Genomic DNA, 16326 nt, shown 5'->3' with positions numbered 1-16326 from the left:
TAAACCGCTTTTCACCAAAGGGCCTTCACTGGGCGTGCGCTTGTTGGTGCTGGTCGTGCTATCGGTCGCGCTGATGGTGGTCGATGCCCGCTTCACACTGCTCAAGCCAGTGCGTAGCCAGATGTCGCTGGTGCTGATGCAGTCTTACTGGATCACCGACCTGCCGCAGCGGCTATGGCAGGGTGTGGCCAGCCAATTTGGCAGCCGTACCGAGCTCGTCGCCGAAAACGAAAAACTCAAGACCGAAAACCTGCTGTTGCAGGGTCGCATGCAGAAGCTTGCCGCCCTCACCGAGCAGAACGTTCGGCTGCGCGAGTTGCTCAATTCTTCCGCGCTGGTCAACGAGAAGGTCGAAGTGGCCGAGTTGATCGGCATGGACCCCAACCCCTTCACCCATCGCATCATCATCAACAAGGGTGAGCGCGACGGTGTGATCCTTGGTCAGCCGGTGCTCGATGCCCGTGGCCTGATGGGGCAGGTGGTCGAGTTGATGCCTTACACCTCCCGTGTCTTGCTGCTGACCGATACAACTCACAGCATTCCGGTGCAGGTGAACCGTAACGGTCTGCGGGCGATTGCCAGCGGCACCGGTAACCCGGAGCGCCTGGAGCTGCGTCACGTAGCGGATACCGCCGACATCAAGGAAGGTGATCTGCTCGTCAGCTCCGGCCTGGGTCAGCGGTTCCCGGCGGGTTACCCGGTGGCGACGGTCAAGGAAGTGATTCACGATTCCGGCCAGCCATTTGCCATTGTTCGCGCCGTGCCAACTGCCGCGTTGAACCGCAGCCGTTATTTGCTGCTGGTGTTCAGCGATGGCCGCACGGCCGAAGAGCGCGCCAACGAAGCGGCCCAGGCACAAGAGGCACTGGATCAGCATGGCGGCGGCCCGATCATTCCCGCCACCGTTCCTAAACCGGTTCCTGTCACCACCGTTGTGCCTGCGGCCAATGCTGCACCTGCCGCCACGCCGGCGGCCGCTGCACCGGCTCCAGCAACGCCGGCTCCTGCAACCCCGGCCAAACCGGCCAAACCCGCGGCTTCCAAGCCACCTGCCGCCAGTAAACCGCCGGCCGTGAAGCCTGCTGCCAAACCGCCTGTCCCCGAACCGGCTGCCACTGGGAGACAAGAATAATGGTCGGCGTCAAAGCCTCCCGAAACAGCTGGATTGTCTGGGTGACGTTCGCCATCGGCCTGTTGCTCAGCGTTTCACCGCTGCCGCAATTCATGGAAATCCTCCGCCCGTTGTGGCTGGCGTTGCTGCTCGCGTTCTGGGCGCTGACCCTGCCGCAAAAAGTCGGCATGGCCACCGCCTGGTGCCTGGGCTTGGCCGAAGACGTGCTGTACGGCACGTTGCTTGGCCAGAACGCATTGATCCTGACGTTGATTACCTTCCTGGTCCTGTCGCTGCAACAGCGCTTGCGCATGTTCCCGATGTGGCAACAGAGCCTGGTGATCCTGGTGATCTTCGGCCTCGCGCAGCTGGTTCAGTTGTGGCTGAGTGCCTTGACCGGTAACCGTCAGCCAACCCTGGCGCTGGTGCTCCCGGCACTGGTCAGCGCGTTGTTGTGGCCTTGGGTCAGCTACGGTTTGCGTGGTCTGCGTCGGCGCTACAAAATCAATTAATTCGGTCAGGCATTAGCCCGCACCACGACAGGGAGATGTCTTGATGAAACAGCTATACCTCGCCTCAGGCTCGCCGCGTCGGCGTGAACTGCTCACGCAGATCGGCGTGCCGTTCTCCGCCATCAGCGCGGACATCGATGAAACCCCCTTACCTGAAGAATCCCCGTCGGCCTATGTCGAGCGCCTCGCGCGCGGCAAAGCCGAGGCCGGGCGTGACGCAGTCGTGTCCGACGCCGATTTTTGTGTGTTGGGCGCCGACACTGCCGTGGTGCTCGAAGGCAAAATACTTGGCAAACCGGTGGACGAAGCGGATGCGTGCGCCATGCTTATGCTGTTGGCTGGTCGTGAACATGAAGTGCTGACCGCCATCGCCGTACTCGACGCCGACCGCTGCGAGTCTCGGGTGGTGCGCAGCCTGGTGCGGTTTCGCAACATCAGTCGCGACGAAGCGGCAGCCTACTGGGCCAGCCGCGAGCCATGCGACAAGGCGGGTGGCTACGGCATTCAAGGCCTGGGTGCGGTATTTGTTGCCGGGCTCAATGGCAGTTATTCGGCGGTGGTCGGGCTGCCGCTGTGCGAAACCGCAGAACTGCTCGGCCATTTCGGCATACCCTGTTGGCAAACACTTAACGCGCGCTGAGCGTCGTACTGACAAGATGCAGCCATTATCGTGAACATGCCTGAACGAGACCCTGCCATGAGTGAAGAGATTCTGATCAACATCACGCCGATGGAATCGCGCGTGGCGGTGGTCGAAAACGGTGTTCTGCAAGAGGTCCACGTCGAGCGTACGCAAAAGCGCGGGATCGTCGGCAACATCTATAAAGGCAAGGTCGTACGGGTTTTACCAGGCATGCAGGCGGCGTTCGTCGACATCGGCCTGGACCGCGCAGCATTCATTCACGCCTCGGAAATCTCCCTGCGCGAAGGCCCGGCGGTCGAGAGCATCAGCGCCCTGGTCCATGAAGGCCAGAGCCTGGTGGTTCAGGTCACCAAGGACCCGATCGGTTCCAAAGGCGCACGCCTGACGACGCAGCTGTCGATTCCATCGCGCTATCTGGTGTACATGCCGCGCACCGCTCACGTCGGTATTTCGCTGAAGATTGAAGACGAAGCCGAGCGCGAGCGCCTCAAGCAAGTGGTTACCGATTGCGTGGCCAAAGAAGGCATCAAGGAAGCTGGCGGTTTCATATTGCGCACCGCTGCCGAAGGGGCAGGCGCCGATGAGATTCTCATGGACATCCGCTACCTGCGTCGTCTCTGGGACCAGATCAACGAACAGATCAAAACCATCAGCGCACCGAGTGTGATCTACGAAGACCTCGGCCTGGCGTTGCGCACCCTGCGTGACCTGGTGAGCCCGAAGATCGAGAAGATCCGCATCGATTCCCGGGAAACCTTCCAGAAAACCACGCAGTTCGTCGCCGAATTGATGCCGGAAATCGCCGATCGTCTGGAGCATTACCCGGGCGAGCGGCCTATTTTCGATTTGTATGGCGTCGAAGACGAAATCCAGAAAGCCCTGGAGCGCAAAGTCCCGCTCAAGTCCGGCGGTTACCTGGTGGTCGACCCGGCGGAAGCCATGAGTACCATCGACGTCAACACCGGTGCCTTCGTCGGCCATCGCAATCTTGAAGAAACCATCTTCAAGACCAACCTCGAAGCCGCCACCGCCATTGCCCGTCAGCTGCGCCTGCGTAATCTGGGCGGGATCATCATCATCGACTTCATCGACATGGAAGACGAAGAACACCAGCGCCAGGTATTGCGCACGCTCGAGAAGCAACTGGAACGCGATCACGCCAAGACCAACATCATCGGCATCACCGAGTTGGGCCTGGTGCAGATGACCCGCAAGCGCACCCGCGAAAGTCTTGAACAAGTGCTGTGCGAACCGTGCAGCAGCTGTCAGGGCCGCGGCAAGTTGAAGACGCCGGAAACGGTCTGCTACGAAATTTTCCGTGAAATCCTCCGCGAGGCACGCGCCTATCAGGCGGAAGGCTATCGTGTATTGGCGAACCAGAAAGTCGTCGACCGTTTGCTCGATGAAGAGTCAGGCAACGTTGCCGAGCTGGAAGGGTTTATCGGACGCACCATCCGATTCCAGGTGGAAACCATGTATTCCCAGGAACAATACGACGTGGTGTTGCTCTGAATCGCGGTGTTTCAACCTTACTAGAACGGCTGGCCTCAGCTTTTTGCAGCATTTTTGCCATGGGAGCCACCTGACATGGAACGTCTGACACGCATTTTGGTTGCACTGACCCGCTGGGGTCTGGGCCTGTGCGCGTTGGTACTGGTGTTGATGGCGTTGTACGTCAGCCTCGGCCGAGAGCTGACGCCTCTGGTGGCCGAATACCGTGTCGACGTTGAAACCAAAGCCACCGAGGCCTTGGGCATGCCGCTGCAAATCGGCAAGCTGGAAGGCAACTGGAGTGGTTTTGCGCCGATCCTGCTGGCGCATGACGTGACCGTCGGCGAAGGCGCCAATGCCCTGCGCCTGGACCAGGTGCGTGCAGTGCCGGACATTTTGGAAAGCCTGTTGGCGCGCCAGGTGCGCATCGCTCATCTGGAGTTGAACGGCCTGAAGATCAGTCTCAAGGAAGGCGACGACGGCAAGTGGTCGCTGGAAGGACTGCCGGTGCAGAAGGATCAGCCGCTTGATCCGGAACAACTGCTCAATCGCATGCAAATGGTCCAGCAGTTGTCGGTGATCGACAGTCAGGTGACCTTGCAGCCCCTCGACCAGCCGCCGCTGACCTTGACCTATGTCGGCTTCAATCTCAAAACCGGCGCTTCCCGTCAACGCCTCGATGCGCGAATGACCTTGCCCGATGGCCAGCCAGTGGCCATGAGCCTGCGCACGCGTATCCAGGCCAGCCAGTGGCAGGACGGTGAAGCCGAGGCTTACCTGAGCCTGCCGCAAAGCGACTGGTCGAAATGGCTGCCCGAGCGCCTCACCCAGCAATGGAATTTTTCCGAGATCAAGGCCGGTGGCGAGCTCTGGATCAACTGGGGCAAGGGTGCACTGCAATCTGCGGCCATTCGCTTGAACGCCCCGCAAGTCAAAGGCGCCTACGCCGAACGCAAGCCGATCCAGATCAACAATCTGGCGCTCAATGGCTATTTCCAGCGCAGCACTGAAGGCGTTGTGGTGACGCTGGATTCCCTGGCCATGAACTTCGGCGAGACGCGCTGGGAATCGCATCTGCAACTCACGCAAACCTCAGCCACCGACAAAGTCGAAGAACTCTGGCACCTGCAAGCCGACCGCGTCGACCTCACCCCGCTCACGCCGTTGCTGAATGCCCTGGGCCCACTGCCTGAAGGTGTCGCCACGGCGGTCGAAAAACTCAAGGTGACCGGTGGGCTGCGCAATGTGCTGATCGACTTGCGCCCCAATGCCACCGACGACAGCAAGTTCAGCTTCGCCGCGAACCTCGACCGGGTCGGTTTTGATGCCTATCACGGCGCACCGGCGGCACGAAATGTCAGCGGCAGCATCAGCGGTGACCTCGGCAAGGGCGAACTGCGCATGGACAGCAAGGACTTTGTCCTGCACCTGGCCCCGATTTTCGCCAAGCCATGGCAATACCTCCAGGCCAACGCGACGCTGACCTGGAAGCTCGACAAAGAAGGTTTCACCTTGATTGCGCCGTACCTCAAGGTACTCGGCGAAGAGGGCAAGATTGCCGGTGACTTCCTGATTCGCCTGCATTTCGATCACACTCAGGAAGATTACATGGACCTGCGGGTCGGCATGGTCGAGGGGGACGGTCGCTACACCGCCAAGTACCTGCCGAGCATGCTCAGCCCGGCGCTCGACGAATGGTTGCGTACGGCCATTCTAAAAGGCGCGGTGGATGAAGGTTTCTTCCAGTATCAGGGCTCGCTGAACCATGGTGCGACCGATACCGCCCGCAGCATCAGCCTGTTCTTCAAGGTGCACGATGCCGAATTGGCGTTCCAGCCGGGCTGGCCGCATGTGAGCAAGGTCACCGGTGATGTGTTTGTGGAAGACAGTGGCGTGCGGGTTTTGGCCAGCAAAGGCCAGTTGCTCGACACCCAGGTGCGCGACATTTACGTCAATATCCCCCATGTCCCCGATGGCAAGAATGTCCATCTGTTTCTCGACGGCGGATTCGCTGGCGGCTTGGGCGATGGCCTGAAAATTCTCCAGGAAGCGCCGATCGGCACCGCTGAGACGTTTGCCAAGTGGGAAGGTGAGGGCGACCTGCAAGGCACGTTGAATCTGGATATCCCGCTGGCCAAAGGCGAGCAGCCGAAGATTCTCGTCGACTTCAAGACCGCCAAGGCGCGTCTGAAGCTGGCCGATCCAGCGCTGGAGTTGACTCAACTCAAGGGTGATTTTCGCTTTGACAGCACCAAGGGCTTGAGCGGACAGAACATCAGCGCACGCGCTTTTGACAAGCCTGTCACCGCGCGGATTTTCGCCGACGGCAACGCGGGTAACATCAAGACACGCGTTACGGCTTCCGGTCAGGTCGAGGTCAAGAAACTCACGGACTGGTTGAGCGTGACTCAGCCGTTGCCGGTTTCCGGGGTGATCCCGTATCAGTTGCAACTGAACCTGGACGGCGCTGACAGCCAGTTGATGGTCAATTCCAACCTGAAAGGCGTGAAGGTCGATCTACCGGCCCCATTTGGCATGACGGCCGATGACAGCCGTGACACGACGTTCCGCATGACCTTGCAAGGGCCGGAGCGGCGTTACTGGGTCAACTATGGTCAGTTGGCAAACTTCACGTTTGCAGCCCCCAGCGGTAGTTTTGCCGAAGGTCGTGGTGAGTTGTTCCTCGGTGGTGGCGAAGCCGTATTGCCCGGCGCCAAAGGCCTGCGGGTGCGCGGTGCGCTGACGGAACTGGATGTCGGTCCCTGGCAGGATCTGGTGAGCAAGTACGCCGGTCAGGATCCGGGTGGCAGTGCCAAGCAGTTTTTCAGCAGTGCAGACTTACAGATTGGCAAGCTCAGTGCTCTGGGCACGACCCTCGATCAGGCTTCCGTACAGGTGAACCGAAAGCCCGCCAGTTGGGCGTTGCAACTCGACAGCCAGCAGGTCAAGGGCACCGTCGGTGTTCCCGATGCGAAAGGCGCACCAATCACGGTCAATCTGCAATACGTGCGCCTGCCCGCGCCGGACCCGAAGGTAGTGGCCGACGAGAACTCGCCCGATCCACTGGCCACGGTCGACCCGACAAAGATTCCGGCACTGGACATCACTATCAACCAGCTGTTCCAGGGCCAGGACCTGGTGGGTGGCTGGTCGCTGAGAATTCGTCCGACTGCCAAAGGTATCGCGCTCAACAACCTCGATATGGGCCTCAAAGGGATTTTGTTGCAAGGCAGTGGCGGCTGGGAAGGTATGCCCGGCAACTCCAGCAGTTGGTACAAGGGGCGGATCAGCGGCAAGAATCTCGCTGATGTGCTCAAAGGCTGGGGCTTTGCGCCGAGCGTCACCAGTGAAGAGTTTCATATGGATGTTGACGGTCGCTGGCCCGGTTCGCCGGCCTGGCTGGCCAGCAAGCGTTTCTCCGGCACCCTTGATGCGTCGCTGACCAAGGGTCAGTTTGTTGAAGTCGAGGGCAGTGCCCAGGCCCTGAAGGTCTTCGGCCTGCTTAACTTCAACTCCATCGGCCGCCGTCTGCGCCTGGACTTTTCCGACCTGTTCAGCAAAGGCCTGAGCTATGACCGGGTCAAGGGATTGCTGGTCGGGACCAATGGCGTCTACGTCACCCGCGAGCCGATCCGGATGACCGGTCCGTCCAGCAACGTCGAACTGGATGGCACCTTGAACCTGGTGGGTGATCAGATCGACGCCAAGTTGCTGGTGACCTTGCCTGTGACCAACAACTTGCCGATTGCGGCGTTGATTGTGGGTGCGCCGGCTGTCGGCGGTGCGCTGTTCCTGATCGACAAACTGATCGGTGACCGTGTCTCCCGTTTTGCCAGCGTGAAGTACACCGTCAAGGGCCCGTGGAAAGAGCCGCAGATTACCTACGACAAACCTTTTTAAGTCGTTTTTTGAAAAAGCACTCGTCAAGGATGGAGTAGCATGGGCGCCTGTTCTCATGAAATGCGATGCAGGAGCGCTCCATGTCCGTAGCGGTGATTCAAATGGTCAGCCAAAGCGATGTGCTGGCCAACCTGGCCCAGGCCCGCCGGCTGCTTGAGCAGGCAGCGGCCGGTGGTGCGCAACTCGCCGTGCTGCCGGAAAACTTCGCCGCCATGGGCCGTCGCGACATCGCCGACATCGGGCGCGCCGAGGCGTTGGGTGAAGGCCCGATCCTGCCATGGTTGAAACAGACCGCCCTCGACCTCAAGTTATGGATAGTGGCCGGCACATTGCCGTTGCCGCCGGTGGATCAACCGACGGCAAAGGTGCATGCCTGCTCGCTGTTGGTGAACGATCATGGCGAAACGGTAGCGCGCTACGACAAGCTGCACTTGTTTGATGTGGACGTGGCGGACAATCGCGGGCGTTATCGCGAGTCCGATGACTATGCTTATGGCAGTGGCGTGGTGGTTGCGGATACGCCGGTCGGTCGAGTCGGCCTGACGGTGTGTTACGACTTGCGCTTCCCGGAGCTGTACAGCGAATTACGGGCTGCCGGGGCGCAATTGATTACCGCGCCGTCGGCGTTTACGGCGGTGACCGGCGCGGCGCATTGGGATGTGCTGATTCGCGCCAGGGCCATCGAGACTCAATGTTATGTGCTGGCGGCCGCTCAGGGTGGAACGCATCCAGGGCCGCGAGAAACCTGGGGGCATGCCGCAATCGTCGACCCCTGGGGCCGGGTGCTGGCACAGCAGAATCAAGGCGAGGCCGTGCTGCTGGCCGAACGCGATAGCAGCGAACAGGCGTCCATCAGGGCGCGGATGCCGGTGTCCAGTCACCGGCGCTTTTTCTCGCAGGGCGCTCAGCGACCTGCCTCAGAACGATGAATTTAAGGCGTAAAGCATATGAGCGAGTTGTTGTCCTCAGTCAGTGAACACCTTCTGGCGCCCGGCGGCGTAACGATCGAGAGCCTGCAAGGCGTGCTCGGTGATCTGGCCGGCCCGGGCATCGATGCCGCCGACCTGTATTTCCAGGGGCAGATTTCCGAGTCCTGGGCGCTGGAAGACGGGATCGTCAAGGAAGGCAGCTTCAACCTCGACCAAGGCGTCGGCGTGCGGGCGCAATCGGGTGAAAAAACCGGTTTTGCCTACAGCAACGCCATCACCCTGGAAGCCCTGGGTGCCGCGGCCCGTGCTGCACGATCGATCTCCCGCGCCGGGCAGAACGGCACGGTGCAGGCGTTCACCACTCAGGACGTCGCCCAGTTGTACGGGCCGGACAACCCGCTGGAAGTGATGACCCGGGCCGAAAAAGTCGACCTGCTCAAGCGTATCGACGTCGCCACCCGCGCCCTTGACCCGCGCATCCAGCAAGTAACCGTGAGCATGGCCGGTGTCTGGGAGCGCATCCTCGTGGCCTCCACCGACGGCAGCCTGGCCGCGGATGTACGGCCACTGGTGCGTTTCAATGTGAGCGTGATCGTTGAACAAAACGGTCGTCGCGAGCGCGGTGGTCATGGCGGTGGCGGGCGTACCGATTACCGTTACTTCCTCAGTGATGACCGCGCCATGGGCTACGCCCGCGAAGCGTTGCGTCAGGCACTGGTCAACCTTGAAGCCATTCCGGCGCCGGCCGGCACGTTGCCAGTGGTGTTGGGTTCCGGCTGGTCCGGCGTGCTGCTGCACGAAGCGGTCGGCCACGGTCTGGAAGGCGACTTCAACCGCAAGGGCAGCTCGGCCTACAGCGGGCGCATGGGCGAAATGGTTGCCTCCAAGCTGTGCACCATCGTCGATGACGGCACGCTGGCCGGTCGTCGTGGCTCCCTGAGCGTCGACGACGAAGGCACCCCGACCGAGTGCACCACGCTGATCGAAAACGGCGTACTCAAAGGCTACATGCAGGACAAGCTCAATGCGCGCCTGATGGGCGTGGCCCGTACCGGTAACGGTCGCCGCGAATCCTACGCGCACCTGCCGATGCCGCGCATGACCAACACCTACATGCTGGCGGGCGAAAGCGATCCGGCGGAAATCATCGCCTCGGTGAAGCGCGGCATCTACTGCGCCAACCTCGGCGGCGGCCAGGTGGACATCACCAGCGGCAAGTTCGTGTTCTCCACCAGCGAAGCGTACCTGATCGAAGACGGCAAGATTACCGCGCCGGTCAAAGGCGCGACGTTGATCGGCAACGGTCCGGAAGCCATGAGCAAGGTGTCGATGGTCGGTAACGATCTGGCGCTGGACAGCGGCGTGGGGACGTGTGGCAAGGATGGGCAGTCGGTGCCGGTGGGTGTCGGCCAGCCAACGCTGAAAATCGATGCGATCACTGTGGGTGGCACAGGATCGTAAGCAGGGATGGAGCTTCGGGTGAGCCGCGTGCGGCTCACCCGAGAAGGGACTTAACGCAGACCGCGTTGAGTCTCGTCCAGCTCACGGATGTACTTGAAGATTTTACGGCTCGATGCCGGTGGCTTGTTGGTCGCCAGTTCGTGCTGGGCCTGACGGATCAGGGAGCGCAATTGCTGACGATCAGCCTCCGGGTAGTCGATCACGAACTTCTCCAGGACTGCATCGTCGCCCGCGATCAAGCGATCGCGCCAGCGTTCCAGGCCATGGAAACGTTCGTTGTACTGCCGGGTGGAGGCATCGAGTTGATCGAGCAAGGTCAGAATGGCGTCAGTGTCCTGATCGCGCATCAGTTTGCCGATGAACATAAGGTGCCGTTTACGCGCGATATTCGCGGTGTGCTTCGGCGCATCGGCCAGGGCCCGGCGCATAGCGTCGGTCAACGGCAGTTTTGCCAGCAAGTCAGGCTTGAGTGTTGTAAGGCGCTCGCCAAGGTCAACCAGAGCATGAAGCTCGCGTTTAACCTGGGATTTGCTTTTTTCTCCCGTATCGAGGGAGTCGTCGTAAGAATCAACCATGGTGGCCGTCCGCAAAGAAACGCCGCCATGATAACCAGTCGGGGGCCGCTTGTCCGGCCCGGTCGCTCGAAGGCCTTACCGAAAGCAGAATTTGAGTGGAGAACAGCATGAGTGCAGTTGAAAGCGTCGGCCCACAAGCGTTGCCGGCACTGCAAGAACAAGTCGAGCAGATCATCGCTGAAGCCAAGCGTCAGGGCGCCAGCGCCTGCGAAGTCGCCGTGTCCCTGGAGCAGGGCCTGTCCACGTCGGTGCGTCAGCGTGAGGTCGAAACCGTCGAATTCAACCGCGATCAGGGCTTTGGCATCACCTTGTACGTCGGCCAGCGCAAAGGCTCGGCCAGTACTTCGGCGAGCGGCCCTGAGGCCATTCGCGAAACCGTCGCGGCGGCGCTGGCCATCGCCAAGCACACCTCCGAAGACGAAGCCTCGGGCCTGGCTGATGCCGCGCTGATGGCTCGCGATCTGCAGGACTTTGACCTGTTCCACCAATGGGACATCACCCCGGAGCAAGCCATCGAACAAGCGCTGGCCTGCGAAGCCGCGGCGTTTGCCACGGACAGCCGGATCAAGAATGCTGATGGCACTACCCTCAGCACCCATCAGGGCTGCCGGGTGTACGGCAACAGCCACGGGTTTATCGGTGGCTATGCGTCGACCCGCCACAGCCTGAGCTGCGTGATGATCGCCGAGGCCGATGGCCAGATGCAGCGTGATTACTGGTACGACGTGAACCGTCAGGGCAATTTGCTGGCCTCTGCGGAGAGCATCGGCCAGCGTGCCGCGCAACGGGCGGCGAGCCGTTTGGGCGCGCGACCGGTGCCGACCTGCGAGGTGCCGGTGCTGTTTTCCGCCGAGTTGGCGGGTGGTTTGTTCGGCAGCTTCCTGTCGGCGATTTCCGGCGGCAGTCTGTACCGCAAATCGTCGTTCCTCGAAGGCACGCTGGGTCAGAAGCTGTTCCCGGAATGGTTGACCATCGACGAGCGTCCGCACCTGATGCGCGCCATGGGCAGTTCGGCGTTCGATGGTGATGGCCTGGCGACCTACGCCAAACCGTTCGTCGAAAAGGGCGAGTTGGTCTCCTACATTCTCGGCACCTACTCCGGGCGCAAACTCGGTATGCCAAGCACGGCCAACGCTGGCGGCGTGCACAACCTGTTCGTCACCCATGGTGATGAAGACCAGGCGGCGTTGCTGCGGCGCATGGGCCGTGGCCTGCTGGTCACGGAGTTGATGGGCCAGGGCCTGAATATGGTCACCGGCGATTACTCCCGTGGGGCGGCGGGTTACTGGGTCGAGAATGGCGAAATCCAGTTCGCCGTGCAGGAAGTGACCATCGCCGGCAACATGCGCGACATGTTCAAGCAGATTGTTGCGGTCGGTAATGACCTGGAACTGCGCAGCAACATTCGCACCGGCTCGGTGCTGATCGAGCGGATGACGGTGGCGGGTAGCTAAACCTCACCGCTTCAAAAAAGGCGCGCCATCCCATCGGATGGCGCGCCTTTTTTATGCGTCTTGCACCGGCCCCTGTAGGCGTGAGCTTGCTCGCGATAGCAGTGAAACATCCACCCACCATGTCAACTGGCACTCCGCATTTCGCGAGCAGGCTCGCTCCCACAATAATTCCGTTGCATGTCGCCGGGGTTGTTTTGGTTCTCATTATCATCTAATAATCAATCGCATTAGCGAGCGGGCCGGGCAGCGTCTCTCTGGTCCATCTAATCACCGCATCCGCTTTGGAGGCTCACCATGGAACATTGGAAACGCACGATCGAACGGGCAAATCGCTGTTTCATGCTGGGCGAATACGTCGATGCCCGCGAAGCTTACTTACAGGCACTGGCTCTGGCCCAGGTGTTGTTCGAGCGCTGGGCGGATGCCGACGAAGCGGTGGCGGCCTGCGTGATTTCCCACCACAACCTGGCGGACCTGCATTTGCGTCTGAACCAGCCGGAGGAGAGCGCCGAATATTTGTGCGCGATCCATCAACGGCTGTTGCAGACCCTGCAAAACCCGCGTCTGGCACCGGCCCTGCGCGATGCTGCGCTACGCCAAAGCAGCAAGACCTATGTCGAGCTGTTGAATTTCATCAGCGAGCACGGTGAATACCCGCGCACCCATCGGCTGCTGCACATCGATGCAGCCTCGCCTGCGCCTCAACATCATGGAGTTCATTGAAATGGCTTTTACCTTGCCTGCCTTGCCTTACGCCTACGATGCCCTGGAACCGCACATTGATGCGCAAACCATGGAAATCCATTACACCAAGCATCACCAGACCTATATCAACAACCTCAACGCGGCGGTCGAAGGCACTGAATTTGCCGATTGGCCAGTGGAGAAACTGGTGTCCGCCGTTCAGCAACTGCCGGAAAACCTTCGTGCAGCGGTGATCAATCAGGGCGGCGGGCATGCCAACCATTCGCTGTTCTGGGAAGTGATGGCGCCCAATGGCGGCGGCAACCCTGACGGTGCGCTGGCCGACGCGATTGATTGGCAACTGGGTGGCCTGGCCAGTTTCAAGGAAGCCTTCACCAAAGCTGCGCTGACCCGTTTTGGCAGCGGTTGGGCGTGGCTGAGTGTGACGCCGCAAAAGACCCTGGTCGTTGAAAGCAGCGGCAATCAGGACAGCCCGTTGATGAGCGGCAACACGCCGATTCTGGGTCTGGATGTGTGGGAACACGCCTATTACCTGCGTTACCAGAACCGCCGTCCTGAATACATCAACGCGTTCTACAACGTGATCAATTGGCCTGAAGTCGCCGCGCGCTATCAGGCTGCGCTGGTTTAAGTCCTCTATAAAAACATTCCAAGGCTGACTATGGGCACTGAAACACTGGCGATCGGAAGTGGACGGATGTTTCGTTATGCATTCGGATCGCTGTTACTGCTGGCGGGCATGACATTGCTGGTCAGCCATGGGCTGGCGTGGCTGGACCTCGAACCAAGACTGTCGCGTGCACTGCAAGGCGGGGCGATTTGTGCCTTGGGCACCGCGTTGGGTGCGGTACCCGTGTTGGTGATACGTCGGATGCCTCAGGTGGTCAGCGATACGTTGCTCGGTTTTGGAGCCGGGGTGATGCTCGCTGCAACGGCGTTTTCGTTGATTGTCCCGGGTATTTCCGCCGCTGAAGGCCTGGGGCTGACGCCTTGGGCTTCCAGCGGCCTGATCAGCTTCGGCATCATGCTGGGGGCATTCGGATTGTTTCTGGTGGATCGCAAGGTGTCTGGCGCATCGCCGGAAATGCTGGTCGGGACGCTGGAGCGGCCAGTGATTCCACCGCGGATCTGGTTGTTTGTCTTTGCCATCATCGCCCACAACATTCCTGAAGGCATGGCGGTCGGTGTTTCGGCGGGCGGTGGAATGCCGGAAGCGGACAGTCTGGCCATGGGCATCGCGTTGCAGGATGTCCCGGAAGGGCTGGTGATTGCGTTGGTGTTGGCCGGGGCGGGGATGTCGCGGGTCAAGGCGTTCCTGATCGGTGCGGCGTCAGGTTTGGTCGAGCCGGTATTTGCGCTGTTGTGTGCGTGGTTGGTGAGTCTTGCGGAGCTGTTGTTACCTTTGGGATTGGCACTGGCGGCGGGGGCGATGTTGCTGGTGGTCACCCATGAAGTCATCCCCGAGTCGCGACGTAACGGTCACGACAAACTGGCGAGTCTTGGTTTGCTGATCGGGTTTTGTTTGATGATGGTGATGGATACGGCGCTCGCCTAGGCGAGCGTTTATTCACCTTCGTCGAAATATCTGTTGATCAAGTCCACCAATGCCTGCATCGCTTCGTCAGCCTGTTCACCTTCAGTGCTCAGGTGGATTTTGGTGCCCTTGCCCGCAGCGAGCATCATCATGGCCATGATGCTTTTGCCATCGACCGTGGATTCCGGCGTGCGTCCTACTCTGATCGTGCAATTCTTGAATTCACCGGCGACGCCGACAAATTTTGCAGAAGCACGGGCATGCAGGCCCAGCTTGTTGATGATTTCGATTTCCAGAGCAGGCATCGCGGTGTGAATCCTTTAGCTGAGGTCGCGGTGGCGGACCTGGACATTCTTCAGGGATTGTTGCAGAACCTGGCCCAGACGTTCGGTCAGGTAGACGGAGCGGTGATGCCCGCCGGTGCAGCCAATGGCAATGGTGACATAAGCGCGGTTGCTGGCGGCAAAGCGCGGCAGCCACTTGAGCAGATACGACGATATGTCCTGGAACATTTCTTCGACGTCCGGTTGAGCGGCGAGGTACTCGGCCACCGGCTGATCGAGCCCGGACTGCGCACGCAGCTCCGGCTTCCAGTAAGGGTTGGGCAGGCAGCGCACGTCGAACACCAGGTCCGCGTCCACGGGCATGCCACGCTTGAATCCGAACGACTCGACCAGAAATGCAGTACCGGCTTCCGGCTGGTTCAGCAGGCGCAGCTTGATGGTGTCGCGCAGCTGGTACAGGTTCAGGTTCGTGGTATTGATCTTGAGGTCGGCCAGATCGACGATCGGACCCAGCAGATTGCTTTCGTCCTCGATAGCTTCGGCCAATGAACGGTTGGCAGTGCTCAGCGGGTGACGTCGACGGGTTTCGGAAAAGCGCTTGAGCAGGGTTTCTTCGTCGGCGTCCAGGTACAGCACATCGCACTTGATATGCCGGCTACGGACTTCTTCGAGCAGTTCGGGAAAGCGTGACAGGTGGCTCGGCAGGTTGCGCGCATCGATGGACACGGCGACCAGCGGCTGTGCCAGTTCGGTATGAATCAGTGCGCGTTCGGCCAGTTCCGGCAGCAAGCCGGCGGGCAGGTTGTCGATGCAGTAGTAGCCGTTGTCCTCGAGAACATCGAGTACGGTACTTTTACCTGAGCCGGAACGGCCACTGACGATGATCAAGCGCATGGTTACGGACCGTTTTGCTCGTCCAGGACAACCTGATACAAGGCTTCGTTGCTCGGGGCGCTGCGCAGACGATCACGGACTTCTTTGCGATCGAGCATGCTGGCGATCTGGCGGAGCAGTTCAAGGTGCACATCGGTAGCGGCTTGCGGGACCAGCAATACGAACAGCAGGTCAACCGGAGCGCCGTCGATGGCGTCGAAATCGATAGGGGCGTCGAGGTGCATCAAGGCGCTGATGGGCGACTCGCAACCCTTCAGGCGGCAGTGGGGGATGGCGATGCCGTTGCCAAAACCGGTCGAGCCGAGTTTTTCACGGGCAATCAAAGCCTCGAAGACATCTTGCATCTCCAGATCCGGCACTTCCCGGGCGATCAGGTTGGCAATTTGTTCGAGGGCTTTCTTTTTACTGCCGCCCGGCACGTTCACGAGGGAACGGCCGGGGGTCAGGATGTTTTCAAGTCGGATCATGGGTTGGGAGTGTTAACGACCGGTTGCACCCTGGAGGAGGCTCTGGGTCTTTTCCTTATGCTTTTTGAGTTGTTTATCCAGCTTGTCGGTCAGTGCGTCGATCGCCGCGTACATATCGGTATGTTCCGCGTTGGCGACCACTTCATTGCCGGGAATATGCAGGGTGGCTTCGATTTTCTGCTTCAGCTTCTCGACCGTCATCGTGACCTGCACGTTGGTGATCTTGTCGAAATGCCGCTCTAATCGTTCGAGTTTTTCGCCGATGTAGGTGCGCAGGGGTTCGGTCACTTCCAGTTGGTGTCCACTGATGTTGACTTGCATACAGCTTCTCCTTCGTTGCCAGTGCATAAAGCGGTAGATCAGATG

At 60.2% G+C, this 16326-nt stretch carries 16 protein-coding genes; 11 read left to right on the top strand and 5 right to left on the bottom strand.

The annotated features are described in order from the left end of the window. Nucleotides 1-46: 46 nt before the first annotated feature. The 7 genes from mreC (at nt 47) to tldD (ending at nt 10047) form a co-directional block, all read left to right on the top strand. Nucleotides 47-1132: a rod shape-determining protein MreC gene (mreC, locus tag AC07N8_RS12250; RefSeq protein ID WP_493143889.1), complete on the top strand. Its 1086-nt coding sequence runs from the start codon at nt 47-49 to the stop codon at nt 1130-1132. Then, nucleotides 1132-1623, top strand: coding sequence for a rod shape-determining protein MreD (gene mreD, locus AC07N8_RS12245; RefSeq protein ID WP_483842542.1), 492 nt, complete (start codon nt 1132-1134; stop codon nt 1621-1623). Before mreC ends, mreD begins: the two co-directional genes overlap by 1 nt. Nucleotides 1624-1666: 43 nt before the next feature. Further along, nucleotides 1667-2263, top strand: a complete 597-nt coding sequence (locus tag AC07N8_RS12240) for a Maf family protein (protein ID WP_483842543.1) — start codon at nt 1667-1669, stop codon at nt 2261-2263. 57 nt (nt 2264-2320) lie between these two features. Beyond that, nucleotides 2321-3778, top strand: a complete 1458-nt coding sequence (rng, locus tag AC07N8_RS12235) for a ribonuclease G (protein ID WP_008008603.1) — start codon at nt 2321-2323, stop codon at nt 3776-3778. A gap of 75 nt (nt 3779-3853) precedes the next feature. Further along, on the top strand, nt 3854-7657 hold the full coding sequence (locus tag AC07N8_RS12230) for a YhdP family protein (RefSeq protein ID WP_493143763.1): 3804 nt from the start codon (nt 3854-3856) through the stop codon (nt 7655-7657). Between the two features lie 80 nt (nt 7658-7737). Beyond that, nucleotides 7738-8586 (top strand): carbon-nitrogen hydrolase family protein, encoded by an 849-nt coding sequence (locus AC07N8_RS12225; RefSeq protein ID WP_493143761.1) that lies wholly within the window; start codon nt 7738-7740, stop codon nt 8584-8586. An 18-nt stretch (nt 8587-8604) separates the two neighbouring features. Next, nucleotides 8605-10047: a metalloprotease TldD gene (gene tldD / locus AC07N8_RS12220; RefSeq protein WP_493143759.1), complete on the top strand. Its 1443-nt coding sequence runs from the start codon at nt 8605-8607 to the stop codon at nt 10045-10047. Between the two features lie 50 nt (nt 10048-10097). On the opposite strand, the gene yjgA is transcribed toward tldD, so the two are convergent. Next, a complete protein-coding gene (gene yjgA / locus AC07N8_RS12215; RefSeq protein WP_123405273.1) occupies nt 10098-10622 on the bottom strand; it encodes a ribosome biogenesis factor YjgA in 525 nt (174 codons plus the stop codon). Between the two features lie 107 nt (nt 10623-10729). Between yjgA and pmbA the strand changes: the two genes are divergently transcribed. From pmbA to AC07N8_RS12195, 4 genes are all read left to right on the top strand, one after another. Then, nucleotides 10730-12076: a metalloprotease PmbA gene (pmbA, locus tag AC07N8_RS12210; RefSeq protein ID WP_493143757.1), complete on the top strand. Its 1347-nt coding sequence runs from the start codon at nt 10730-10732 to the stop codon at nt 12074-12076. 294 nt (nt 12077-12370) lie between these two features. Beyond that, the gene (locus AC07N8_RS12205) at nt 12371-12799 is read left to right on the top strand and encodes a DUF2753 family protein (protein ID WP_493143755.1); all 429 of its coding nucleotides are present in this window, start codon (nt 12371-12373) and stop codon (nt 12797-12799) included. 1 nt (nt 12800) lies between these two features. Further along, nucleotides 12801-13412 (top strand): superoxide dismutase, encoded by a 612-nt coding sequence (locus AC07N8_RS12200; protein ID WP_483842549.1) that lies wholly within the window; start codon nt 12801-12803, stop codon nt 13410-13412. 30 nt (nt 13413-13442) lie between these two features. Continuing rightward, entirely contained in the window at nt 13443-14336 is an 894-nt protein-coding gene (locus AC07N8_RS12195) for a ZIP family metal transporter (protein WP_493143752.1), read from the top strand. Between the two features lie 8 nt (nt 14337-14344). Here the strand turns inward: AC07N8_RS12195 and AC07N8_RS12190 are convergent, their stop codons facing one another. Genes AC07N8_RS12190 through hpf form a run of 4 tightly spaced genes read right to left on the bottom strand, consistent with a single transcriptional unit; the run spans nt 14345 to nt 16281 of the window. Then, complete coding sequence (locus tag AC07N8_RS12190) at nt 14345-14620, bottom strand: HPr family phosphocarrier protein (RefSeq protein WP_483842551.1); 276 nt, start codon at nt 14618-14620, stop codon at nt 14345-14347. A 15-nt stretch (nt 14621-14635) separates the two neighbouring features. Then, on the bottom strand, nt 14636-15493 hold the full coding sequence (gene rapZ / locus AC07N8_RS12185; RefSeq protein WP_140666776.1) for an RNase adapter RapZ: 858 nt from the start codon (nt 15491-15493) through the stop codon (nt 14636-14638). Between the two features lie 2 nt (nt 15494-15495). Next, nucleotides 15496-15960, bottom strand: a complete 465-nt coding sequence (ptsN, locus tag AC07N8_RS12180; RefSeq protein ID WP_493143749.1) for a PTS IIA-like nitrogen regulatory protein PtsN — start codon at nt 15958-15960, stop codon at nt 15496-15498. Between the two features lie 12 nt (nt 15961-15972). Then, a complete protein-coding gene (hpf, locus tag AC07N8_RS12175) occupies nt 15973-16281 on the bottom strand; it encodes a ribosome hibernation-promoting factor, HPF/YfiA family (protein ID WP_007941242.1) in 309 nt (102 codons plus the stop codon). Nucleotides 16282-16326: the final 45 nt, after the last annotated feature.

It is taken from the genome of Pseudomonas sp. GW821-FHT10C09 (assembly GCF_059415465.1).
Note: the sequence above shows the minus strand (reverse complement) of the source record. Positions and strands in the feature narration are given on the sequence as shown.